Below are 23,329 nucleotides of genomic sequence, written 5' to 3' on the forward strand. Positions count from 1 at the left end.
AGGTGACTACTCCCATACTCCAAGTCGAAAACCTCGTCGTGACCTATACCGGGCGCCACGGGCTTTCCAAGAAGGTTATCGACAATGTCAGCCTGGAACTGAAGGCGGGCGAGACCCTGAGCCTGGTAGGTGAATCCGGGTCAGGCAAGACAACCATCGGCCGGGCCATCCTTGGACTCGCACCCGTTACGGAAGGTTCCATTAGGTTCCGTGGTGACACCATCAGCAACATTTCCCGTTCTCAGCGTCGGAAGGTGGCGCGAGGCATCCAGGTGGTCTTCCAAGACCCCTACTCATCGTTGAATCCGTCAATGACGGTCGAAGACATCCTGGTGGAGCCGATGGCCGCCGCTGGTGCGTCCGGAGGCCGCCAGCGCGTGAGGGAGCTGCTCGACTCTGTTGGCTTGCCCAGCGATTCGGGCAGCCGTTACCCGAAGGAGTTCTCCGGTGGACAGCGTCAGCGCATCGCCATCGCGCGTGCGCTGGCTTTGGATCCGTCGGTCATCATCTGCGACGAGCCGACCAGCGCACTGGACGTTACCACTCAGGCCCGTGTTCTGACACTTTTCAAGGAACTCCAGGAACAAACCGGGGTCGCGTACTTGTTCATCAGCCACGACCTGGGCGTTGTGAATTCCATCAGCGACCGTATCGCCGTGCTGTATCAAGGCTCGGTGGTTGAAATCGGGGAAGCCGATCAGGTAGCCCGTGCTCCACGCCACGACTACACCCGCCGACTTCAGATGGCAGCGCCTGTGGCAGACCCGAAAAAGCAACGAGAACGCCGAGCCGCCCGCTTGCAGTTCCTCGCCGCCGAGAAGGCCGCGGAAACTCCCCGGGGCGCCCCCGCCCAGCTCTGACCCTCACGCTTAACCAGCCGCCCCTTCCTGACAAGGCCGGCACCCGATACAACACCGTCTGGAGACACTCATGGCACACGTTGCCGCTCCCCAAGGCCTTCGCTTTGATCAACGTACCGAAACTTCACCCGTTATTGGGCTGGGTACCGGAACACCGCGACTCTCATGGTTCGTGCCAGTCGCCGATGCCGGATACACGCAGATCGCCTACGAAGTCGAGGTGACCCGCGGTGAAGCAACTGAGGTCTACCGTGTCGAAAGCAACGAGCAGGTGCTGGTCCCGTGGCCTGCGCCGGAGCTGAAGTCCAGGGAGTCCGCCGCCGTGCGGGTCCGTGTCACCGATGGTGGGAATTGGAGTGACTGGAGCGAAGCCTCGACGGTCGAAGCCGGTCTTCTCAACGCATCAGACTGGGCAGCCGATTTCGTCAGCCCCGCGGATATAGGTGCACCCGCCATGCCGGCCCCCATCCTTTCCGGCATTTTGGACCTGCCTGCGGACATCGTCAAAGCCCGTCTCTACGCCACAGCCCACGGCATCTACGTCCCGACTGTTAACGGCCAGCGCGTCGACGACACGGTGCTGGCTCCGGGCTGGACTTCCTACGAGAACCGTCTTCGCTACCAAACGTATGACGTCACGTCGCTGCTGCGGCAGGGCCCGAACCACCTGGACATGCTGCTGGGCAACGGCTGGTACCGTGGTCGACTGGGCTTCGAAAACAAGCGCGCCATCTACGGAGACCGCCTGGCCGTCTTGGCACAACTTGAAGTCACGACGGCGGACGGCGCCGTCCATGTTCTCCTGTCCGACGATTCCTGGACCGCCCGCAACAGCCACATTGTTGCCGACGACCTTTACGACGGCCAGAGCACCGACCTGCGCGAGATGGCCGGCGTCACCGCGTCTGCCTCCAGCGCGGTAGAAGTCATTCCCGCGGATCATTCACGGCTCGTCGCCCCGGAAGGCCCGGCTATACGCCCGATCGAGGTGCTCCCGGCGGTGTCTGTCTTCACTTCGCCTGCCGGGAAGACACTGGTCGACTTTGGGCAGAACCTCGTCGGCTGGGTCAGGCTTCGGACCCACGGTCTTCCGGGGGGCAGCGAAGTGGTCATCCAGCACGCCGAAGTTCTTGAAAACAATGAGCTCTGCACGGAGCCGTTGCGGTCGGCGAAGGCTACTGACACCTTCATAGTGGCCGGGGCCCCGGAAGAAACCCTGGAACCGTCCTTGACGCTTCACGGCTTCCGCTATGCCGAGGTCACTGGCGTTCCGGACCTGAAGGCTGAAGACATTGAAGCGGTCGTCATCGGTTCGGACCTAAAGCGTATCGGCTGGTTCTCATCCTCGGACGAACTGCTGAACCGGTTCCACGAGAATGTTAACTGGAGCATCCGCGGGAACTTTGTCGATGTGCCAACGGACTGCCCCCAGCGCGACGAGAGGCTCGGCTGGACCGGAGACATCCAGATTTTCGCTCCTACAGCCTCATTCCTTTACGACATCGGCGGGTTCCTTGGTTCCTGGCTCCGCGACCTGGCCGCCGAGCAGCTTCCCGACGGTTCGGTACCCCACGTGGTCCCGGACGTCATCCACTCGGACTTCACGAACACCCCCGCAGCTGCCTGGGGAGATGCAGCTGTACTCATCCCGTGGACTTTGTACCAAAGGACCGGCAACCGCCAGATCCTGGAACAGCAATATCCAAGCGCATGCAAATATGTCGCCAAGGTGGCCTCACTGGCCGGTGACGACATGTTGTGGACAGGTGGTTTCCAATACGGTGACTGGCTCGACCCCAGCGCTCCGCCCGAAGACGCTGCCAGGGCCAAAACGGACCCCGACGTCGTCGCTACCGCGCATCTGGCGCGTTCTGCGGAGGTTCTGGCGTATACCGCCGCCGTACTCGGCCACGATGAGGACGCCGCAACCTATCACAAGCTCTCTGAAGAGGTGCGCGCCGCGTTTGCCCGCTCCTATGTGACCCCGTCCGGCCGGATTCTTTCCGACACCCAAACGGCGTATGCAATGGCTCTCGAGTGGGCGCTTCTGCCCAGCGAGGACCAGCGTCAGGAGGCGGGGCGCCGGCTCGCGGACCTGGTTCGCGTCAGCGGTTTCCGCATCAGTACCGGTTTCGTCGGCACGCCGCTCGTTTGTGATGCGCTGACCGCCGCCGGTGAAGTGGACGTCGCCTACCGTCTGCTCCTCCAAACGGGGTGCCCCTCCTGGCTTTACCCTGTCACGATGGGTGCCACTACTGTCTGGGAGCGATGGGATAGCCTGCGACCGGATGGCAGCGTCAACCCTGGCGGTATGACCTCATTCAACCATTACGCCCTGGGGGCTGTGGCGGACTGGCTGCACCGGACCGTCGCCGGCCTGGCACCTGCGGCGCCCGGGTACCGAAAGATCACAGTCCAACCACGCCCGACGGCGGCCCTCACCCAGGCATCTGCACGGCACCTGACCCCGTATGGTGAAGCTTCGGTTCAGTGGCAGCGCGAAGGGGGGAAGCTGACCCTCGACGTCACCGTACCAGTCGGCACCACCGCCGCCGTTCACGTCCCCGGCACCAGCGAACCCGAAGTGGTTTCGCATGGCACCCACACATGGACCGTTTCCGATCCCACTCCGGACACCGGGGAAGGCAACGCCCTGACCATCCGCGAACTGTTGGATCGTCAACCCCTCACCTGGTCAGCCGTGGTGGACGCCGCCGTCGAAACCGGCATTGCCCCCCAGGGTGAAGCCCAGACCGCTGACAAACTCGCCAGGTATCTGGACGAGCCTGTCGGCAATCTGGGATACGCCTTGGTTCCCGAACCCTGGATCAACCGGAACGTTTCTCTGCGGGAAAAAGTAGCCCAAATCCTGAAAGGCTCCCAGGCATGACAGCGACCTCAACGCACGTGCCCGCAGGCGGGGAGCAGACGGCGAATTCTGCCATTCAGCCGATCCTTTCCGGCTTTTACCCTGACCCTACAATCTGCAGGGCAGGCCCGGACTACTACCTGTCGACGTCCAGCTTCGAGTACTTCCCGGGCGCACCCATCTTCCACAGCACTGATCTGGTGACGTGGACACAGATCGGCCATGTCTTGGACCGGCGGACCCAATTCAGACTGGGGAACCCGCTACCGTCGACCGGGATTTATGGTTCCACGCTTCGGGAGCATGATGGGACCTTTTGGTTCATTACCACCAATGTCAGTGATTACGGGGCCGGCCAGGTGCTGGTCCGGGCAACCGACCCGGCTGGTCCATGGAGCGAGCCGGTGTTCATCGGGGACGCCATCGGCATCGACCCGGATCTGTGCTGGGACGACAGCGGCGATTGCTACCTGAGCTGGAAGGCCATGAACTTCACCGAAGGTGAAATCGGTATCCTGCAAGCCCGCCTTGATACCAGCACCGGCATGCTTCGCGATGCTCCATATCCGATCTGGCAGGGCAGTGGAATGGGCGCCGTGGAGGCGCCCCATCTGTACCGTATCGGCGAGTATTGGTACCTCCTGCTGGCGGAGGGCGGCACCGAACGCGGTCACTGCGTGACCGCTGCCCGCAGCACACATCCAGCGGGTCCGTTCGAACCCTGTCCCAGCAACCCGGTCTTCACCCACCGCAGTTCCATCCACCCCGTCCAGAACGTCGGTCACGCTGACCTGGTCCAAACACCCGACGGCGAATGGGCGGCCGTTTACCTTGGTGTCCGTCCCAAGGGGTCCACGCCTGGATTCCATGTTCTGGGCCGTGAAACCTTTATTGCGGGCATCGACTGGGTCGACGGGTGGCCGGTGTTCGATGAGGACCGGTTTCACGTCCCCTCGGTAGACACAGCATTTTCGGACGACTTTTCCGGCCCGGACCTGAACCCCCGGTGGGTAGTACCGGCGGGGGAGCCGGACAGCGTCACCCAGCGCAACCCTGGGGGTGGCATAACGCTTCTACCCATGCGGGACGGATCTCCGGGAATGCTCTGCACCCGTGTGAAGGATTTGAGTTGGAGGGCCGAAGCGACGATCGAGGGGCAGGGCAGCTTCATGCTGCGAATCGACGACAGGTACTGTTACGGGATCACCGTCCGATCCGACGTCGTACGGGCGTGGGCCCGTATCGGCGGACTAACGTTCGACCTCGGATCATGCCCTGCTGATTCAAGCACCATCGTGCACATTGAAAGCGTCCCTGCTCAATCTCCGACAGTCCCGTTGGGCCACGGCGGGCCGGATGACGTTGTACTCTCTGTCGTTGGGCACACGGGAACCGTCCAGCTCGGCCGCCTGGATGGGCGCCATCTGTCCACGGAAGTCGCCTCCGGATTTACCGGGCGCATGTTGGCCCTCCAAGGCGCGCAAGGCCCCGGGACCGTCCTGTCGGTCAGCTACACCCCACAAACCTAGGAAAACTTACATGCCTTTCACGAAGAATGCTTTGCTCAGGGACATCCTGGCAGACCCTGCGGCTTCCCGGGTTCTGGAGCTGCACTTTCCCGGATTCGCGACGTGGAATGACTGGTCCCTAACGCCTCTGGCCACCCTGGACGAGGTATCGCACTGGGCACGCGGGGTAGGGGAGCAGTCACCGGACCTTGCGGCACTTTGGAAGGATATGGCCGCCGTCGAATCGTCCCCCACGATTGCAACTGCCGATGCCCCGAAGCCTGCCACCTCGGGAGACAGGAAAGCCAGCGAGCATGCGCACACTTCGGCCAAGTGTCCGGCGATCCCTTCCCAACAGTGGGGCGTGGCCGAAGTTGTGCTGGCAGGCCCATCAACCGGGAATCCCTTCACGGACGTTGAACTCGAAGCGACTTTCCGCTCCGGCAGCGAAGCAGTGCGCGTAGGCGGCTTTTACGACGGCGAAGGCACGTACCGTATCCGGTTTATGCCACCACGGGCCGGCACTTGGCAATTCACGGTGACTTCAAATGCCGACGAACTCCACGGAGCCACAGGCGCAGTTGAGGCCGCGGCGCCAGAGGAAGGCAACCCTGGTCCTGTAGGTATTCGTGACACCTTCCACTTCGCATACGCCGACGGGACACCCTACCTGCCTTTCGGGACCACCGCCTATGCCTGGACCAACCAAAGCACCGAATTGCAGGAACGGACACTGCGCACCCTGGCCGGAAGCCCCTTTACGAAGATCCGCATGTGCGTGTTCCCAAAGTCGTACTCCTACAACGCGAATGAGCCCGAAAGCTTCGCCTTTGAGAAGAATCCTGACGGCAGCTGGGACTTCAGCAGGTTCAACCCCGCCTTTTTCCGCAACCTCGAACAGCGGATTGAGGGTCTCCTAGCACTGGGGATAGAAGCGGACCTGATCCTCTTCCACCCCTATGACAGATGGGGGTTCTCCGCCATGCCGGCCTGGGCTGATGACCTCTACCTGCGCTACATCGTTCGCAGGCTTGGCGCCACCCGCAATGTCTGGTGGTCCCTGGCCAATGAATACGACTTCATGCAAACCAAGAACGAGCAGGACTGGGAGCGGTTTGCCGCAATCGTAGGGCAGGAAGACCATGCCGGCCACCTGCTCTCCATACATAACGGAGCTTCCTTCTACGACTACTCCCGGCCATGGGTGACCCACTGCAGCATCCAACGCACGGACAATTACCTGTCCGCCGAGAACACCGACATATGGCGCCAACGATGGGGGAAGCCCGCAGTCATCGATGAAGTTGGCTATGAAGGTGATGTCGCCGAAGGTTGGGGCAACATCAGCCCCCAGGAATTGGTCCGTCGCTGCTGGGAAGGCGCAGTCCGCGGCGGATACGTCACTCACGGGGAGACGTACCTGGACGCAGATGACGTCATTTGGTGGGCCAAGGGGGGCAGCCTCAAGGGTGAATCACCCGAACGAATCGGTTTCCTCCGGCGGCTGGTGGCGGAGGCGCCCAGCGCTCGATGGGATCCGCTCCCCGGAGACTGGGACTCCCGCACCGGAGGCGACCAGGACCACCGCGTCATATACCTGGGGATCGGGCGGCCACGTTTCCGCTCGGTCCTGGTTCCGCCCGGCGCTTCCTGGCATGTGGACGTGATCGATACGTGGAACATGACGATAACGACGCTGCCGGAACCGTTTGAAGGCCGCGTCATCGTCCAGTTGCCCGGCCGCGAATACATGGCGATTCGGGTCCGTCGGGCTACGAGCACAACCAACTGACCTACGGTCCATAAGGGCCACTGATCCGCAGTTTTCGCGGCAGAAACAATCAATCTTGTGAGGAAACAGGATGACTTCTTCCGTGAAACCGGACCGTTCAGGGCAGCAAACCGTTGCCCTGTCCAACGAGGGATTCCCCCTCTATGGACTTCTTGCGCTCTCCGGGGCAATTTTCATTTCCATGGCCACGGAGTTTCTGCCAGGCGGGCTGATCCCGCAGATCGCTGCGGACTTCGACCGGTCAGCAGGAGACGCCGGACACCTCATAACGATCTTTGCGCTCACCGTCATCCTTACGGCAGCCCCCGTCGCCATCCTTACCCGCCGGGTCCCGCGGAAGGCGTTGATACTCATTGCTTTCGCCCTGATTGGTGTGGGCAACATCGCCACGGTCTTGTCGCCGTCGTTTGAGTTCCTGCTGGCTGCGCGGGTTGTGGGAGCCCTCGCCCATGGGGCGTTCTGGTCCGTAGTGGCCGCATATCCAGCCCATCTTGTACGTCCCACTCAGCTTGCGAAGGCAACCGCGCTCACGGCTGCCGGGGGATCGGTCGCAGGAGTTGTGGGAATACCTCTGGGAAACGCTGTGGGACAGGCCTTCGGATGGCGCGTCTCCTTCGGGGTCCTGGCAGCGCTTGTTGTGCTGACTGGATTGCTGATGGCCTGGAAGCTGCCATCCATCGCCGTTCCACGCAGCATAAAACACTCCTCAAAAGGGCCTCCTGCCGCGCGCCGGGATGCGACGCTTCCGGCGATCCTGATCGTGTGCCTGCTCTTCATCCTTGTGGTGGGCGCCCAAAACAGTTTTGGAACGTTCAACGTGGTGTGGTTGCTGGATGTAGCCCACATGGCTCCTGTGGCTGTTCCCATCATGCTCTTCATAGGTGGTGTGGCCAGTGCCGTGGGAGTGGCGCTGACCGGAGTCCTCTACAACAAGTTCCCCATCCGGCTCTTCCTCATTTCCATCGCTGTCCTTGTGGGGCTTCTTGGCTCCCTACCAGTTGTGGCGGGGTCCGAGCCGGCCGTGTGGCTGTTGTCGGCTTTGCTTGGCGCTGTGTTCGGTGGTGTGCCCATCATGCTGCAAACGCGCATGATGATCTCGGCGTCCCCCCGGATGCGCAATGCAGCCGCTGCTTTGCAAACGACGGCCATCAACGTCGGGATCGGTGGAGGAGCGTTCATGGGCGGTCTTGTGCTGGACCGGATCTCACTGGACGTCCTGCCGTTCTGGGCCGCTATCTGCATGTTTGTGGCCCTCGTGGCTGCGGGTCTTTGGGAAATTTACGTTAGAAGGCGCCGAAACAACGGGCCACGAAAAGAGAAAGTAGTAAACCATGGCGTTTATGGGTGAACACACGAAAGCCCGATTGATTCTTGACTACGAGGACGGCAGGGCAGCGTTGTCTGAAGCACTGCCGGAATTCACCAGCCACCCCGAAAACTTTGGGAGTGCCGGCGATCTGCCCATTGGGGCTTTGGCGACAGTATTCCGCGTGAAGGAAGCCGCGCAAGAGAAGCTGTGGGTCAAGCTTTCCACCATAGAGGTGCCCGACCGTGTGGAAGTTCCGCCCATAGCTCCCGACCCAGGATACGAAGGGCCAGGCGTTGCCCTCGCGTCGGCACGGATCAGCGTTCCGGCAGCCGGACGAGTCAACGAGACTGTGGAAATTGCCTTCGAAGGACCTTCACACGGCAACCCTTTCACCGACGTCGAACTCCATGCTTACTTCTCACTGGACGGCGTGGAAATCCGTGTAGGGGGTTTTTACGACGGAAACGGACGGTATCTCGTTCGTTTCCTTCCGGAAAGGCCAGGGCAGTGGCAGTTCCGTACCGAGTCAACCGCACGGTCCCTCAACGGGCACGCCGGCACTGTCCGTGTTGAACCTGGTCCTGCCCGAGGTGCGGTACGCGTAGCAGAGTCGTTCCACTTCGCTTACACCGACGGCGAGGTGTACCGGCCCGTGGGGACCACTCTTTATGCGTGGACCCATCAGAGTCCTGAACTGGAAAAAAAGACCCTGGAGACGCTGGCGACCAGTCCTTTCACCAAAGTCCGGATGTGCGTCTTTCCCAAGGGGTATATCTTCAATGACAACGACCCTGGACTCTACCCCTTCGAACGGGATGACGAAACCTGGGATACCACCCACTTCAACCCGAGATTCTTCCAGCACCTCGAAGACCGCATCCGCGATCTGGGCGCGCTGGGCATCGAAGCGGACGTCATTTTGTTCCACCCCTACGATCGTTGGGGTTTCCAGGATTTGGGAGCAGCAGCGGATGACCGGTACCTTCGCTACGTTGTGCGCCGCCTGGCAGCCATTCCCAACGTGTGGTGGTCGTTGGCCAACGAGTATGACTTTCTCACCGCAAAAACGTCCCGGGACTGGGAGCGCTTCGCCAAAATCGTCACGGAAGAAGATCACGCCAACCACCTTTTGTCCATCCACAACGGCACCCGGGTCTACGACTTCTCCGCGCAGTGGGCGACCCATTGCAGTCTGCAGAAAGTCGATTACTACAAGTCTGCTGAGCTGGTTGAGGACCTGCGCGAAAAGTGGGGCAAGCCGGTCATCATGGATGAAATCGGATACGAGGGTGACCTTGAATACGAATGGGGGAACCTTTCTGCCCAGGAAGTTGTCCGGCGAGTTTGGGAAACGAATCTGCGCGGAGGCTACTATACCCACGGCGAAACCTACTATCACCCCGAGGATGTACTGTGGTGGGCCAAGGGCGGGGAGCTGGTCGGCCAGAGCGCAGACAGGATCGCATTCCTCGACAAGCTTGTCGCCGAGTCCCCGACAGGGCGTCTCGAGCCACTGTCTCTCGCCGGCGTTCCCACTCCTGCCGGCGGCGTCGCAGGAGAGTACGAACTCCATTACTACGGCTACAGCCAGTGCCGGTATGTGACCGTGAGTGTCCCTGAGGGACGGGACGCGGTCATTGACATTATTGATACGTGGGCGATGACCACTGACACGTTGCCTGGAACTTACTCCGGCAGGCCTCGCGTTGAGTTGCCCGCCCGACCCTTCATGGCTGTGCGCGTCCGTGTAAACAAGGCGCCGTAATGGCAAGCAACCGAGAACGGCTCTTCGCAGCATCTGACGTGATCGAGGCAGGAGCATGGCGGGCCGAACTGCGCAACGACGAAATCGCCGACATCAACTATGCAGGCGTTCCCGTGGTGCGGGGAATCCGTGCGGTGGTCCGGGACCGGGACTGGCAGACGCTGGTCCCGGTCGTTCGGGCCGTTGAACGTTCCGCCTCCGCGGAGGGCTTACGTTTGCTCCTTGAGGTCGAATTCGACGGGTTCAGCTGCCAGTACAACGCGGCATTGAGCATCGTTTTTTCCGCCGATTCCCTTGTGGTGGTGTTCGAGGGGGAGTCGCCTGCCGATTTCCAAAGCAACCGCATCGGGCTGGTTGTGCTTCACAGGCCTGATGACGCAGGACGGGACGTTCTTATCGGGGGACGCTCCGGCGACCTCACGCCGTCGAGGTTCCCGGTGGAGATCAGCCCGCATCAGCCTTTCCAGAATGTCGCCAGTATGCAGTGGCAGCGTGACGGGGTGGATTGCAATCTGGCATTTACCGGCGATGTTTTCGAAACGGAAGACCAGCGCAACTGGACTGACGCCTCCTTTAAAACGTACAGCCGGCCGTTAGCTCTGCCATTCCCAATGGACGTGCCGGCGGGAAGCCGGGTCAGTCAAAGCGTGACGCTGACGGCACCGACTGGTCAGGAACCCAAACCCGAGACCAGCCGCGTCGAGGACCTGGCCATCACCTCCGACGTTGTGTCTGTGGTGCCGGCTCTGTCCATGCCTGTAGCCTCAACCCTTGAGCCGCAGGCAGAATCCGGGGTCCTTCAGGGGGTGGAGTCCGTACTGGTTGAGCTTGTGGCCGGAGCGCCAAAAGTTGCCGAATTGGCCAAGCAGGCCGCCGAACAGGCCAAGGCCCTTCAGGTGCCATTGGATGTCCGGATCAGCGCCGAAACACCCGATCAAGTACCGGGATTGCTGCAACTGGTTCCCAGCCGGAATGTTGCACGGCTCGGCGTTTTCCATTCCACCAGCCACGTTACGGAACCGGACCTGTGGAAGGCTTTGAAGTCCGCGGCGGACGAGGCAGGTTTGACCGCCTCGCTCATCGCGGGCGCCCGATCGCATTTCACCGAGCTCAACCGCAACGCCCACCTACTGCCCTCCGAAGCCGAGGCGTTGGTTTACAGCATCACGCCCCAGATGCATGCCACCGAGGTCCCCCATCTGGTCGAGAGCCTGCCGATGCAGCGGCTCACGGCACGCAACGCACTGCGGATCTCCGGGGGCCGTCCGCTTCACGTTGGCCCGGTCACGCTCAAACCGCGGTTCAACGCTGTATCCACATCAGGAGGTCTGGACGGAACAGCCGAGGCTTCCTGCGATCCGCTCCAAGCAGAGCCCTTTGCGGCGGCGTGGATGCTGGGCAGTATCGCGGCCCTCAGCATCCCCGGCATTCGGAGCATCAGTTACTTCGAAGCGGCAGGGCCCTGCGGCATCAGCTCATCCACGGGTCTGACACCGGCCGGGAACATCTTGAGTTCCATCGCCGCCCAACGTGGCCGCAACATCCTTGGTACACAAGGGAGCCGGCGCGGTCTTGTTCTGTACCCAGTGCAGGCAGAGGACGGCATTGCCCTTTACGCGGCCAACCTGACAGCCAAACGGAAGACCGAGAGCGTCCAACTGCCCGACGGCACCAGCACGGATCTGGTGCTTGAACCATGGACAGCTATTTTCCAACACATACCAGTAGAAAGAAGGACAACATGACGAGCAATCGACTCTCGGGCAAGAGCGCCCTTGTCACTGGAGCGGGTTCCGGCATAGGACTGGCGGTAGCCCAACGATTCGCGGCGGAAGGTGCGAAGGTGTTTTTCGCGGACATCAACGTTGAAGCGGCCGCGAAGGCAGCCGCTGAGACCGGCACCGACCGTGCACTGCCAGTGCACATGGATGTCTCCGACGAGGCCAGCGTCCGGGAGGCGTTCAGCCTGGCAAGTGAGCCCGTGGATATCGTTGTCGCCAACGCTGGAGTTCAACTGTTCGGACAAGACGCAAAGGTCGGAGACCTGGACCTTGAAGTTTGGGAACGCACCGTGGCCATCAACCAGCGCGGCGCCTTCTTGACCCTTAAGCACGCTGTCCGTGCCATGGAAAGCCGAGGAGGATCGATCATCGTCACGGGGAGCCCCACGGCAGTTGTGGCCTGCGGACAGACCTTCTCGGCTTACACCAGCTCCAAAGCGGGAGTTCATGGGCTTGCCCGCGTGGTCGCCGCGGACTACGCAGCCTCCGGTATCCGGGTCAACATCGTGGTCCCTGGGTACACCGAAACGCCCCTCGTCCAGACGATCGCCGATGACCCCCAGAGCCGGGCCGGGTTGGTGAACGCCACAATGCTCGGAAGGGCGGGCCGGGCTGCCGACGTCGAAGGCATCATGGTTTACTTGGCCAGCGACGATTCAGCGTATGCAACCGGGGGCATTTTCACGGTCGATGGTGGCCTGACGGCTCTCTGATCGTTCCCTGCAGAATTCTGAAATGGTCCTCGCCAATCTCTGGTGGGGGCCTTCAGTTTTGTCCAGGCATTCCAGCCGTTGCTCCTGAGGAAAACGGTGGTGGCTGTGCACGACTATGACCGGGACCCCGCCATCAGCTGGGCCCCGGTCATGTCGGAGGATCTCCTTTGGGTTAGGACTTGGTCTTTAGCTGCCCGGAGTCACGATGATCTGGACGCGGTCGAGGTTTTGGGCCAGGGCGAAAGTGGCTGACGGGTCTCCGTTACGTTCCGAGGAGATTCGAAGCGCCACTAGATAGGTTCCTGGCTTATCGAATGTCGCGTCAGTCTGCACGGTAACTACGTTCCCGATGCGGGTCAGCGGCGCGTTCTCATATACGCCGTCGCCGTCCAGGTCCCATTCGGCCTTGACTACCTCGCCAGTGCCTGGAGGCACCTGAGCCTTTGCTGTGAGCTTCACTGATTGACCGGCCTTTACGGTGACGGATTCCTTACCTTGGACTGTCAGGTCAACCGTAGGCTGAATACCTCGCCGGGCCACTGCGTTATCAGGCACGACGACCTGGGCATTCGAAATCTCATAGTTAGTGGATGCTGGCGGCTTTACCCCGTTTTCGGCCCACGCGGCGACATCGCGGAGGGCTTGTTCTGCCATGCCGTACCAGTTGACCAGGTGCTTGGCTCGTTCCCCCGAGACGGGTGCGTTCTGGTGGTCAGCGTGGTCGTTGTAGTAGATCCGGTAGCTGTCAGACGCTGCATTGCCCAGGCTGGCCTCGACACGCTTCCTGTACCAATCGGCGTGCAGGGGCAAGGCGTCGGTGTCGTAGAGGTTGTCCACCACAATGACTTTTCCGTTGATGGAGCCGTCGAAGGCTGTGTTTCCGGACACGAATCCGTAGAAGCCCGGATCCTTCACGGGCCGCTGTGGATACAGGGCCGTGCCGTCAGCCTTGAGGAATTGTTGTAGGCCTACCCAGCCGTCGCTCGCTGGAGGGGTCTGGTAGCGGTAGTAGAAGCGGTTGGCTATGTTCCAGCGGTTAGCGACCGTGTCGCCCATCTTCGCCAGTTCAGCCCGGACCCGGACTCCCAATGGGGAGTCCTCAGTGCCCAGATACCCTGCAGCGTTCCAGAAGTCATCGGCATACGTTGGGTCGAACGACAGCGGAGCGCTGGAGTCAAGACCATTAGGATACTGATCCGAACGTCCAAGGAGGTAGTCAGGGAACTCCCAGCCCTTCCAGGGGATTCCGAGTGCGTGGACTTCTCTGAGCATTGCCTGCTCGGCCGCATCGAGGCCCGCGTAGGGGTTTCCACTGCCGCCTGGGAGAAGTGCGTTGCGGATCTGTTCGGACTTGTCGCCGAGAATCAGTTCAGCGGCTGAGCGGCCCAGGAAGTTGTAACTGGTGGGTTGAGGGACGCCTTGGACCATCGGTACAAACCCCTGCCAGACGCCGGTGCTGTTCTCGGTTGCGCCGATCGTCTGGTAGGAGCCGCCACTTGGGCCGTAAAGATAACCCGAAATCTTCCGGGTGCTTCCGTAGTATTTCGCGGCCAGTGTTTCGGCGAACTTTGCAGCTGCGGCTGTGTGCCGGTACCCCAACGCCAAGGACTTGTTACCCGCCTGAACTGCGTAGCCTCCGCTGGAAAGCGCGAACCCTATGGCGCGATCGTCGGCTTGGGAGGTGTCCTCCTCGGGGGTGAAGGCCGTGGGGTAGGTGTACTGGAAGAAGCGCCCCTCCCATTTGCTGAGGTTTTGTTTGGCGTGGAAGTAGACGGTGAATTGGATGTTGGTGCCCTCGAAATGCCCGCGAATCCTGTGGTGGGCTACCGGAGCTGTTTCGTCCGTTTCGCTGTCGATGACGGGTTTGGTGTACTGCGGGTCGATGCAATCGGCAGTGATCTGTATGGCGCCGGCGATTGCGCTGCACTCAGGTGCGGCTGCTGTCGCCGGTACAGAGCTTCCGAGGCCGGATCCCAGCAGCAGCGATGCTGTCAGGATACCGATCCCGCCGTGACGGACAAGAGTGGAATTCATGGTCATGGTCCTCCTTCATTGGGGGCCCCAGGGCGCTGGCAGACGGTCTTTGTCTGCGGCGGGTGAGTGGGGAAACGCTCGCAATGGAACGTTTCAGGAGCTTATCGCTGACACCTAAATCGGTCAACCGGTTGACAAGATTGAGGAGTTAGGCTTCCATAAGCCGCCGAGGTCGTCCTAAGGTGTGTGGTCCTGGGGACTCCACGCGTCCTGCCAGTCGATGACGGGCTGCTGGCCTTCGAACCGGACCTCGAGCCACACGTGACGGGCAGATGAGGTGTCGGGAGCTCCTGCCTTAACGAACGCGTCAATCTCCGGGTCGGGTGTTCCGCCCGTGAACTGGGCTTCTGTTGCATCCCATGAGCGCCGGATCATGTCGTCAGGCATGTCGGGGAGCCACCGATCGGCAAGCGCGATGTGACGTCCATTGTCGAGGGTGAAGACAGAGGATATTTGCGAGTGGAAAGATGTGCCCGTCGAATCGTTTCTGTGCGGGTCCCCCAGAACTGTCCAAGGTCCGTGGTAATCGTCGGCGACTGCGATTTCGGAGCGGTTGGGGAAGTACCAACTGGTACCTGACGTGATGAGGTAATGGCGGCCCTCATGGCGAAAATAGGCAGGCGCTTCCCTGACGAACGGAGGATGCGGGTGCGGGAAATGGGAGCTGTAAGTCCCCGTCACATTCGTCAAGTCGTCGGTCAGGTCTGCGCAGATGAGTTCGGAATGAACCCGTTCAAAGAAGTAATAGCCTCGTCCGGTTTCAGGGTCGATGACCAAGTCAAAGTCGCCGGCACTCATCCCTAAAGGTTCGAATCCTTGTTGCACCAGTCTGTAGGGTCCCTCGAAGCGCTCAGCCTGGTAGACCCAGGAGCGCTGCTTGCCGTCTGCATGCATCACTTTCATCCAGCAAACGAAGTTTCCAGTAGTGGGGTGACGAACGATGTGGGGTCGGTCCATCATGGATTCCGGATGCAGCGGAGAGTCAGGAACGTCCGGCTCCGCCGGAATGATGGTTCCGAGGTCGTGCCAGGTCAGTAGGTCGGAGGAGCGGTACGCCCTGACCCCGCTGTGCCATTGTCCCGTGGCTGGCGTTGACTGGGATTTATCCTCGCCGTACCAGTAGTACTGCCTATCAACTGCGAGGATGGAGCCACCATGGATGTGGATCCGTTTGCCTTCGGCGTCGTGCATGATTTCGCCGGGGCGGATGCTGGGTGTCATGGGAGTCACGCCTTGTCTGTGAGGTGTTGGTAAGGATGCGGTTGGCATTAGCCGGCGTAGAAGGACCGGTTCCTGCCGTCTATCAGTGCGTCTGAATCTATGTGTACCGAGCTCTTCAACCGGATGTCAGCGGACGAAGCACCGACCAGGATGTCCACATCGCCCGCTTCGACCTTCCATTGCATCGCAGCATCGAGGAAGGCCAGTTGAGACGTCTTAACGTGAAAGTCCACGCGGGTTTTTTGTCCCGCTTCCAAAGTCACCCTGCGGAAGCCGGCGAGTTCCAAAACGGGGCGGGACATGGAAGCAAATCTGTCACTCACGTAAATCTGCACGACTTCAGTCCCTGCCCGATCGCCTGTGTTGGTGAGGGAGAAGGAAACATCGAACCCGTCGCTGGCCAGAATGTGATCCTTGGACACTGAGAGTTCCGAGTAGTCGAAGGCGGTGTAGGACAGCCCGTGTCCGAAGACATACCGCGGAGTGTGAGGTGAGTCGACGTAGTCCGGAAATCCTATGCTTTCTCCTTGGTGCCAGGAGGATCCGTGGGGATGGTTGTAGTAGACCGGGACCTGGCCGGCGTTCCGGGCAATGCTGACTGGAAGTCGGCCGCTGGGAGATTGTTCGCCAATCAAGACGTCAACGATCGCTTCCGCGCCCCCTTCGGCAGGGCTCCATGCTTCCAGGAGTGCTGACAAGTACTTGTCAGCTGCGTCACTGGAAACCGGGCGGCCATCCAAGTGGATCCCGATCATGGGCTTTTCCAATTGCGCCAGTTTCACAATGAGCTGTTCCTGGCAGGCCGGAAGGTTGATGTTCGTTGCGTCAATTCCTTCACCCATCGAAGCAATGGATGCCGTGCCGTGCTTGCCTCCGAGCGTCAAAAGTACGACGTCGGCTTCAGCCGCCAGCGCTAAGGCTTCCTCGTGCCCGGATTCGTCAGCACCTGCGATGGGGTACCCGTAGGCCCACTCCACCTCTGTCCCGGGCATCCGCTCAACGAGCTCATCCATGAGGCTGCGGATGTGTGGCTTCTGATACTGCAGCCATTCCTCGAATACAGCGCCGTCAGAAGCCTCGATCGTCGTCCCGGGAACGGTATCGCGGATAGTCCTGAGGGCATCGCCGCCGGTGGCCAGTCCGGCCATTGAAGCGTTGGCGGCAAGCTTTCCTTCTGCCATTGAATAATGGGTGTAGCCGCCAAAGAAAAACCTTGCGGTGGTGGCGTGGCAGCCGATGACAGCCAGTTTCCTCACCTTCGGTGGCCGCAAGGGGAGGGCGCCATCATTGCTGAGCAGGACAAGCGACTCCCGGGCTGATTGGAGGGAGACTGCCGTGTCAGAGGCCACGTTAAATGAGGCGTCGCGCTCGTCAGGGCCGGGGGCGAATGGATGCTCGAAAAGACCCATGCGGAATTTTGCTTGAAGCACTTGCTGCACTGCCCGGTCCAGTAAAGCAATGTCGGCGCGTCCCTCGGCAAACCACGTCCTGAGTTCCGGGCCGAAGCCTTGGGGTACGTGGAGCTCAGCATCCAGGCCTGCGCGCAAAGCGGCCAGCCCGGCCTCCGCGGGGGACTGTGCGACACGCTGTACGGAGTGCAGATTGCCCACGGCGCCGTAGTCGGAGACGACAAGGCCGTCGAAACCCATTTGTTCCCTCAAGACTGTTCTAAGGAGTCTGACGGACGCTGTGACTGGTTCCCCGCCTATGGAGTTGTACGAAGGCATCACTCCCCTCAATCCGGCTTCTGAAATAGCAGCCTGGAAGGGCTTGGCATAAATTTCCATGAGGGTGCGTTCCGGCACGTTGCAGTGGGCCCCGTGGATACCGCCCTCTGTGTGATGTGAACCGACGAAGTGCTTTGCAACGGCCTCTGTTCGCCGACCGGCCAGGTCCTGGCCCTGCAACCCCTGCGTATAGGCGACGCCTAGTGCGGAGGCAAGAGCCGGATCCTCACCGTAGGTTTCGCCTTGTCGGCCCATTCGTGGGTCGCGGGAGATGTCCAGAACAGGTGCCAGCGTGTGGGTGATGCCGACCGCACGTTCCTGTTTGCCTACGATCTGGCCGATCCTGCGTTCTACATCCACGTTCCACCCTGCCGCCCTAGCGAGACCGGAGGGAAAGCTGGTCGCACCGGGCAGGTATGCACCGCAGAGCCCTTCCATGTGGAAGATCGCAGGGATACCGTGCCGTGAACGATCCATCGCTTCGGTTTGTATCCGCCGTTGGAAGGCGGTCACTTCATCCAGCGATCGCGCCGAACGGGCCTCAAGGCAGGACACTTGGCCAATTCCGAAGGGAAAACGCTCGGCAAAGTCGGCAGTGCTGGTGATGTCCGTGGGGAAGTAGCAGGAAACCTGGGCCAGCTTTTGGTCAAGGTTCAGTTCCTGAAGAAGCAGGTTTGCGCGGTCTTCAGGGGCTTTCGCGGTGTCCAGCCAGGGTTTTATGACGTGTGCGCTCATGGAAGTCCTCAATCCAGCAGTCGTTCAACCGGTTGAGGGAAATTCGCGTGCCCAACCGGACAGCGGGGGTCTCCCCGCCGTGCCGGACGACAGGGCGCCGGACTTCAAAGTGAAACGATGCACTTGCGTGCAACGTTATACGTCAGGTTATCGAGCCATTCTCCAGAAGGCAATGGAAATGCGGCCTGCGTTTGAATTACAGACATTAACGGCCCGAGGTGCGGTGGCATGGTGACCACCGCACCTCCCGGAAGGTTTCAGCGCTTGACGGCGTCCAGCTTGAGCATCTTGGCGATGACGCCGTCCAGTTCGGAGTCGTCGAAGATCTTCTTCCAGTCGTCCTTGATGATGGTGTCCTTGCCGTATTGGATCGCGATTTCGCAGGCTTCGGAGAAGGGATTGGACCCGCGCAGGGCGTTGGTGAGTGCGATCTGGACGTGGCCGAACAGCATGGCCTTGGCGGCTTCCTCGGGAACCCCGGCTGTGTGGACGGTCTCGTGCAGTGCTTCGTTGAGCAGGGTGCCGATCATGCAGGCCACGGTTTCCACCAGGGTGGGTTCCAGGATGGCGAGCTGCTTGACGGTGACCCAGTGAACGTCGATCACGGGTGCGTAAATGGTGCGGATGACCGCTTCGGCTACGTCGCGGGTGGTGCTGGGTGCGTCGTCGTCAATGGCTGCTACGACATTCTGCGGGGCCCCCTGGCCGCCGAAGGAATCGGCCCATTCTTCCTTGGTGGTGCGCTCCAGGAACACGGACGGGTGGCACGGGTGGGCGACGGCCTGGACAACGTCGTCGCGCTTGGCCAGCAGTCCTGCGTACGCGGCGGCCGGGTCAAGGGTCAGAAGGATCGCGCCGGCCTTCATCTGCGGGACGACGCCCTCGGAGACAATGCCAAGGACGGTGTCCGGGACGGCGAGGATGACGACGTCGGCGGACTTGACGGCGTCGTCAGTTGCCGTGATCTCGCGGCCTTCAGCGCGGACGCGCTCCTGGCCGGCGGGGGAGTTCTCGCTGTAAAAGACGGTGTGGCTGGACTTCTGGAGGTTGCGGGAAACGCGCATCCCCATTTTGCCACCGGCTCCGATAACCGCGACGGTCAATTGTTCTGCTGACATTTCACTTGCTCCTTAGGAAATCGAGGCTTTGTTGGGTCCACTGGTTTTCGAGGCGGATGGTCTCCGCCTCGGTGTCCTGCCACGGCAGCCAGTGTTCGACGATCTGGTTGATGTTTCTTTCTTTGGGCTGGATCTTTTCGACCATGTAGTCGTAGTCGAGAAGGCCCTCGCCCAGGGGTGCGCCCGAGTACGTGAACCCGACCCATCCCTGTTTGCGGCTGAACGCAAAGTCTTTGATGTGCATATTCAGGACGTAAGGCCCGACGGCGTCAATCACCTGCCGCGGCATCTCCAGCGCCGCCACGGTATTGGCTGGGTCGCTGCAAATGCCGAGATACGGGCTGTTGACGCGGCGGACGACGTCCAGGATCCGTTCAGTGGGGACCTGTTCATAAGTCTCGACGGCGATCTTCACCCCGGCTGCCTCAAACTCGGGCAGCACCTCGGTAAAGATCGCCACGGCTTCCTCGTTGTCCGGGGTGTGGCCGGGAACGTTGAACATGGTCCGCAAAAGGTCCGAGCCCAGCACCTGGGCGATATGCAGGAACCTTCGCAGGTGTTCCGCGCGGATGCCCTTCGTCCCCACTTCCAGGGTGATTCCCAGTTCGTCTGCCGTGTGGCGGACGGCGGCGAGGTCGGCGTCGTCCATGTCCTCCAGCGGCGCGTAATCGCAGATCTGGAAGAGATCCACATCCAGGTCCGCGGCCTTCCGCAGGGCGTCGTGAATGCTCAGCGGTTCACTGACCTGGTCCGAGAGCTGCCAGAAGAACGCGTAGCTGCTGAGTCCAATCCTGCTCATGCCGCCACCGCCTTATCCGCGGCGAGCCGCGCCGCTGTCTCGTCCAGGATGGTCTTCAGCGCTTGCGGATCGTGCGCGAAGCGGCCCAGGAACAAGCCCGCGACGGCGGTGTCCAGTTCCGTGATCAGGCCCGGTCCGGCGCTGCCGCCGTAGATGACCCGGCTGTTTTCCTGGCCCGGCAGCGAGCGGAGGTGCTCGTCCAGGCCACGAACCACGGCGCTGATGTAGTCCGGTGTTGCAGGTTCCGGTGCTCCGATGGCCCACTGCGGTTCGTAGGCCACGATGGTCCTGTTTGTGGGGCCAAGGGTTGCGGCACGGTTGAGCGCGGCGTCGATCTCTGCCGTGCAGTGGGCAACGGCTTCCTCGGGGGAGCCGGCGTTCAGTTCGCCCACGCAGAGCACGGGCGTGAGGCCATTGCGGTAGGCAGCTGCAGTCTTCAGGCCGATCACGCGATCGTCCTCGGCGAAGATCCTGCGGCGTTCCGCGTGTCCGACCTCGACGTACCTGCCACCGAGCTCGGCAACGGTCTTGCCGCCAACCTCCCCGGTGTACGCGCCTTCGTCTTCCCAGAAGATGTCCTGCGCTCCCGTTCCAACGTTGGCTTGCCCCAGGATCCGGGCCGCTTCGGGCAGGACCGGCAGGGTGGGCAGCACGAATACTTCGATGTCGCCGCTCACCACGGCCGGGTGCTTGAAAGCGATGGTGGCGACATCGCGGCAATAGTCCACGGAGCGCTGGTAGCCGAAGTACATCTTCAGGCTCACGCCGATTACCGCCTTGGATTTCACCCCGGGGTTGTTAGCAGGAAGTGACACCCTCGTAGTCCTTAATCAGTGTGACCTTCTCGGCCGAGGCAGAGGTTTCGTCGAAGGTGTACGTGAGCCACTCCTTGGCGAGGCGGCGGGCGAGTTCCAGCCCAACCACGCGCTGTCCGAAGGTGAGGACCTGTGCGTTGTTCGAAAGGACGGAGCGTTCCACGGAGAAGGAATCGTGGGCGGTGACGGCGCGGATGCCGGGAACCTTGTTCGCTGCGATCGCCACGCCGAGGCCGGTGCCGCAGACCAGGAGCGCGCGGTCGGCCTTGCCGGCGGCGATCAGTTCAGCAGCTGCGATGGCCACGGACGGGTACGGAGTGTGGCTTGACGCGTCGACGCCGACGTCGGTGACGGATTCCACCAAACCGTTGGCTTCCAAGTCGGCTTTGAGGGCCTCCTTGTACTCGAATCCGGCGTCGTCCGATCCTATGACCAGGCGCAGTTTGGTGCTCATGCTGTTTCCTTTACTGAGATCTTCCCGGCGGTGTTCCCGGCGAGGGTGTTGTGGATGGCCCGGACGATCAAAGCCATGGAGACGGCTCCGGCGTCGGGCGTTCCAAGGCTCTTTTCCGCGTGCGGGCGGGCACGGCCCATGAGGGGCAGCAGGTTCGCGGTGGCCTCCGCCGACTGCTCGGCGATGGTGGTGGCGATGCCCCACGCCTCCGTTAGGGACTGGCCGTGGTGGACACCCTCGCTGAGTGAGTCGCGGAAAGGGACCAGGACGTCAACCATGGTCTTGTCGCCCACCTTGGCCTTGCCGAAGTTCATGATCGCGGCGGCGGCGTCGGCCACACCGGTGGCGACAGCACCGGCGTCGGGCGCGTTGACATCACCCAAGGCGTCACCCACCGCCCGCAAGGCCATGCCCCAGAGGGCGCCGGAGGTGCCACCGGCTTTGTCTGCCCAGGCATCACCGGCCAGGTTCAGGACGGTTCCGGCGCCGGCACCGCGTTCGACGGCGTCTGCCGCGGCTTCCACGGCGGCCCCGACTCCGCGTTCCATGCCGATGCCGTGGTCGCCGTCGCCGGCGATCGCATCGATCCTGCCCAGTTCGTCCACGCTTGAGTCAATGACTGCCTTCGCGGCACCAAGTGCCGCAAGGACACGGACGGCTGCATCACGGGAGACCACGGAGGCAACTGGGATGGAACGCTCCGCCACGTCGTTGCCGGCGGCGAGTTGTGCGGCGTCGAGCGGTGTTGCTGTGACCGCACCACGGCGGAAAGCCGGGGCATCGGCGGGGGCGAGCCACAACGCCTCCAGCTCCGCGTCCAACCAGAACAACGTCAGGGACGTCCCGGCCATGTCGAAACTGGTGACCAGCTCGCCCACCTGTGGGTCCACGGCTTGGATGCCTGCCTCGGCCAGGAGCTGGGCCACGCGGCGGTAGACCACGAACAGTTCCTCGTACTTGACGCTGCCCAAGCCATTGAGGATCGGGACCACCCGTGCGCCGTGGGCGGAGAGTCCATCCGGAATTTCGGCGAGGAGGTCCTTGACCAGCAGTTCGGCGAGTTCATCCGCCGTCGGGATGTTCATCTCGGCAATACCGGGTTCGCCATGGATGCCCATTCCCACGGCCATACGCCCCTCGGGAACTGTGAAGAGCGGGTGGTCCGCGCCCGGCAACGTGCAGCCGGTGAACGCGACACCGAAGGAACGGGTGCGGTCATTGGCCCGTTCGGCAATCTCCACCACGGCATCCATGGAGTAGCCCGCTTCGGCGGCCGCTGCGGCCACTTTGAAGACCGTGAGGTCGCCGGCGATGCCCCGGCGCTTGTGCCGTTCGGCCAAGGGCGCGCTGGAAATGTCATCGGTGACGGCGATGCTCCTGCAGTCGATGCCCTCGGCGCGGAGCTTGTCCTGGGCCTGGGTGAAGTGCAGGACATCGCCGGCGTAGTTGCCGTAGCCGAGCAGGATGCCGCCGCCGTTGTCCGCGGCTTTGGCTACGTTGTAGACCTGCTGGGCGGAAGGGGACGCGAACAGGTTGCCCATCGCTGCACCGTGGGCCATGCCCTGGCCAACCAAGCCGGCGAAAGCCGGGTAGTGACCGGAGCCGCCCCCGATCACCAAGGACACAGAGCCCGGGATGCTGCGGGTGCTTCGGGCGACGCCACCGGGGACACGCCGGACCCAGCGGCCGTGCGATGCGACGAAGCCTTCGATCATTTCGTCAGCGAAAGCTGAGGGCTCGTTGAAGAGGCGGGTCATGGGGTATCTCCTGGGCTGTACTAAAGGTGTGAGGTGTGGTGGTTGTGCCCTCCCTGCTGGAAGGGCACAACC

The 23,329-nt window shown here is 61.8% G+C and carries 16 protein-coding genes; 8 read left to right on the forward strand and 8 right to left on the reverse strand.

Going from position 1 to position 23,329, the window contains the following annotated elements; all coding sequences use genetic code 11:
- Positions 1–2 precede the first annotated feature (2 nt).
- From LDN82_RS11115 to LDN82_RS11150, 8 genes are all read left to right on the forward strand, one after another.
- On the forward strand, positions 3–860 hold the full coding sequence (locus LDN82_RS11115; RefSeq protein WP_224167417.1) for an ATP-binding cassette domain-containing protein: 858 nt from the start codon (positions 3–5) through the stop codon (positions 858–860).
- A 70-nt stretch (positions 861–930) separates the two neighbouring features.
- Positions 931–3,750 (forward strand): family 78 glycoside hydrolase catalytic domain, encoded by a 2,820-nt coding sequence (locus LDN82_RS11120; RefSeq protein ID WP_224167419.1) that lies wholly within the window; start codon positions 931–933, stop codon positions 3,748–3,750.
- Entirely contained in the window at positions 3,747–5,258 is a 1,512-nt protein-coding gene (locus LDN82_RS11125; protein ID WP_224167421.1) for a glycoside hydrolase family 43 protein, read from the forward strand. Before LDN82_RS11120 ends, LDN82_RS11125 begins: the two co-directional genes overlap by 4 nt.
- Before the next feature lie 10 nt (positions 5,259–5,268).
- Entirely contained in the window at positions 5,269–7,029 is a 1,761-nt protein-coding gene (locus LDN82_RS11130) for a DUF5605 domain-containing protein (protein WP_224167423.1), read from the forward strand.
- Between the two features lie 70 nt (positions 7,030–7,099).
- Positions 7,100–8,377 (forward strand): MFS transporter, encoded by a 1,278-nt coding sequence (locus LDN82_RS11135; protein ID WP_224167424.1) that lies wholly within the window; start codon positions 7,100–7,102, stop codon positions 8,375–8,377.
- Positions 8,361–10,103, forward strand: a complete 1,743-nt coding sequence (locus tag LDN82_RS11140; protein WP_224167425.1) for a DUF5605 domain-containing protein — start codon at positions 8,361–8,363, stop codon at positions 10,101–10,103. The genes LDN82_RS11135 and LDN82_RS11140 overlap by 17 nt, the downstream gene beginning before the upstream one ends.
- A complete protein-coding gene (locus tag LDN82_RS11145; RefSeq protein WP_224167426.1) occupies positions 10,103–11,848 on the forward strand; it encodes a hypothetical protein in 1,746 nt (581 codons plus the stop codon). The genes LDN82_RS11140 and LDN82_RS11145 overlap by 1 nt, the downstream gene beginning before the upstream one ends.
- Positions 11,845–12,597 carry an SDR family oxidoreductase gene (locus LDN82_RS11150; protein ID WP_224167427.1) on the forward strand — a complete coding sequence of 251 codons (753 nt, stop codon included), beginning with the start codon at positions 11,845–11,847 and terminating at the stop codon, positions 12,595–12,597. The genes LDN82_RS11145 and LDN82_RS11150 overlap by 4 nt, the downstream gene beginning before the upstream one ends.
- Before the next feature lie 186 nt (positions 12,598–12,783).
- Here the strand turns inward: LDN82_RS11150 and LDN82_RS11155 are convergent, their stop codons facing one another.
- The 8 genes from LDN82_RS11155 to LDN82_RS11190 form a co-directional block, all read right to left on the reverse strand.
- Positions 12,784–14,637 (reverse strand): hypothetical protein, encoded by a 1,854-nt coding sequence (locus LDN82_RS11155; protein WP_224167428.1) that lies wholly within the window; start codon positions 14,635–14,637, stop codon positions 12,784–12,786.
- A gap of 171 nt (positions 14,638–14,808) precedes the next feature.
- Positions 14,809–15,852, reverse strand: coding sequence for a family 43 glycosylhydrolase (locus tag LDN82_RS11160; RefSeq protein WP_224167429.1), 1,044 nt, complete (start codon positions 15,850–15,852; stop codon positions 14,809–14,811).
- 47 nt (positions 15,853–15,899) lie between these two features.
- Positions 15,900–18,314 (reverse strand): glycoside hydrolase family 3 N-terminal domain-containing protein, encoded by a 2,415-nt coding sequence (locus LDN82_RS11165; RefSeq protein WP_224164271.1) that lies wholly within the window; start codon positions 18,312–18,314, stop codon positions 15,900–15,902.
- A gap of 257 nt (positions 18,315–18,571) precedes the next feature.
- The gene (locus tag LDN82_RS11170) at positions 18,572–19,432 is read right to left on the reverse strand and encodes a phosphogluconate dehydrogenase C-terminal domain-containing protein (RefSeq protein WP_224164272.1); all 861 of its coding nucleotides are present in this window, start codon (positions 19,430–19,432) and stop codon (positions 18,572–18,574) included.
- Position 19,433: 1 nt separating this feature from the next.
- The gene (locus LDN82_RS11175) at positions 19,434–20,231 is read right to left on the reverse strand and encodes a sugar phosphate isomerase/epimerase family protein (protein ID WP_224164273.1); all 798 of its coding nucleotides are present in this window, start codon (positions 20,229–20,231) and stop codon (positions 19,434–19,436) included.
- Positions 20,228–20,983, reverse strand: coding sequence for a triose-phosphate isomerase family protein (locus tag LDN82_RS11180; protein WP_263422304.1), 756 nt, complete (start codon positions 20,981–20,983; stop codon positions 20,228–20,230). The genes LDN82_RS11175 and LDN82_RS11180 overlap by 4 nt, the downstream gene beginning before the upstream one ends.
- 46 nt (positions 20,984–21,029) lie before the next feature.
- On the reverse strand, positions 21,030–21,500 hold the full coding sequence (locus LDN82_RS11185) for a ribose-5-phosphate isomerase (protein ID WP_224090067.1): 471 nt from the start codon (positions 21,498–21,500) through the stop codon (positions 21,030–21,032).
- Positions 21,497–23,257, reverse strand: coding sequence for a dihydroxyacetone kinase family protein (locus tag LDN82_RS11190; RefSeq protein WP_224164275.1), 1,761 nt, complete (start codon positions 23,255–23,257; stop codon positions 21,497–21,499). Before LDN82_RS11190 ends, LDN82_RS11185 begins: the two co-directional genes overlap by 4 nt.
- Positions 23,258–23,329 lie beyond the last annotated feature (72 nt).

It is taken from the genome of Arthrobacter sp. StoSoilA2, from assembly GCF_019977195.1.
Classification (GTDB): domain Bacteria; phylum Actinomycetota; class Actinomycetes; order Actinomycetales; family Micrococcaceae; genus Arthrobacter.

Coding starts and splice junctions, on each gene's coding strand:
- LDN82_RS11130 (WP_224167423.1), top strand. CDS start 5,269: ATGCCTTTCACGAAGAATGCTTTGCTCAGGGACATCCTGGCAGACCCT.
- LDN82_RS11190 (WP_224164275.1), bottom strand. CDS start 23,257: ATGACCCGCCTCTTCAACGAGCCCTCAGCTTTCGCTGACGAAATGATC.
- LDN82_RS11175 (WP_224164273.1), bottom strand. CDS start 20,231: ATGAGCAGGATTGGACTCAGCAGCTACGCGTTCTTCTGGCAGCTCTCG.
- LDN82_RS11125 (WP_224167421.1), top strand. CDS start 3,747: ATGACAGCGACCTCAACGCACGTGCCCGCAGGCGGGGAGCAGACGGCG.
- LDN82_RS11135 (WP_224167424.1), top strand. CDS start 7,100: ATGACTTCTTCCGTGAAACCGGACCGTTCAGGGCAGCAAACCGTTGCC.
- LDN82_RS11120 (WP_224167419.1), top strand. CDS start 931: ATGGCACACGTTGCCGCTCCCCAAGGCCTTCGCTTTGATCAACGTACC.
- LDN82_RS11155 (WP_224167428.1), bottom strand. CDS start 14,637: ATGACCATGAATTCCACTCTTGTCCGTCACGGCGGGATCGGTATCCTG.
- LDN82_RS11145 (WP_224167426.1), top strand. CDS start 10,103: ATGGCAAGCAACCGAGAACGGCTCTTCGCAGCATCTGACGTGATCGAG.
- LDN82_RS11180 (WP_263422304.1), bottom strand. CDS start 20,983: ATGTACTTCGGCTACCAGCGCTCCGTGGACTATTGCCGCGATGTCGCC.
- LDN82_RS11170 (WP_224164272.1), bottom strand. CDS start 19,432: ATGTCAGCAGAACAATTGACCGTCGCGGTTATCGGAGCCGGTGGCAAA.
- LDN82_RS11140 (WP_224167425.1), top strand. CDS start 8,361: ATGGCGTTTATGGGTGAACACACGAAAGCCCGATTGATTCTTGACTAC.
- LDN82_RS11150 (WP_224167427.1), top strand. CDS start 11,845: ATGACGAGCAATCGACTCTCGGGCAAGAGCGCCCTTGTCACTGGAGCG.
- LDN82_RS11165 (WP_224164271.1), bottom strand. CDS start 18,314: ATGAGCGCACACGTCATAAAACCCTGGCTGGACACCGCGAAAGCCCCT.
- LDN82_RS11160 (WP_224167429.1), bottom strand. CDS start 15,852: ATGACACCCAGCATCCGCCCCGGCGAAATCATGCACGACGCCGAAGGC.
- LDN82_RS11185 (WP_224090067.1), bottom strand. CDS start 21,500: ATGAGCACCAAACTGCGCCTGGTCATAGGATCGGACGACGCCGGATTC.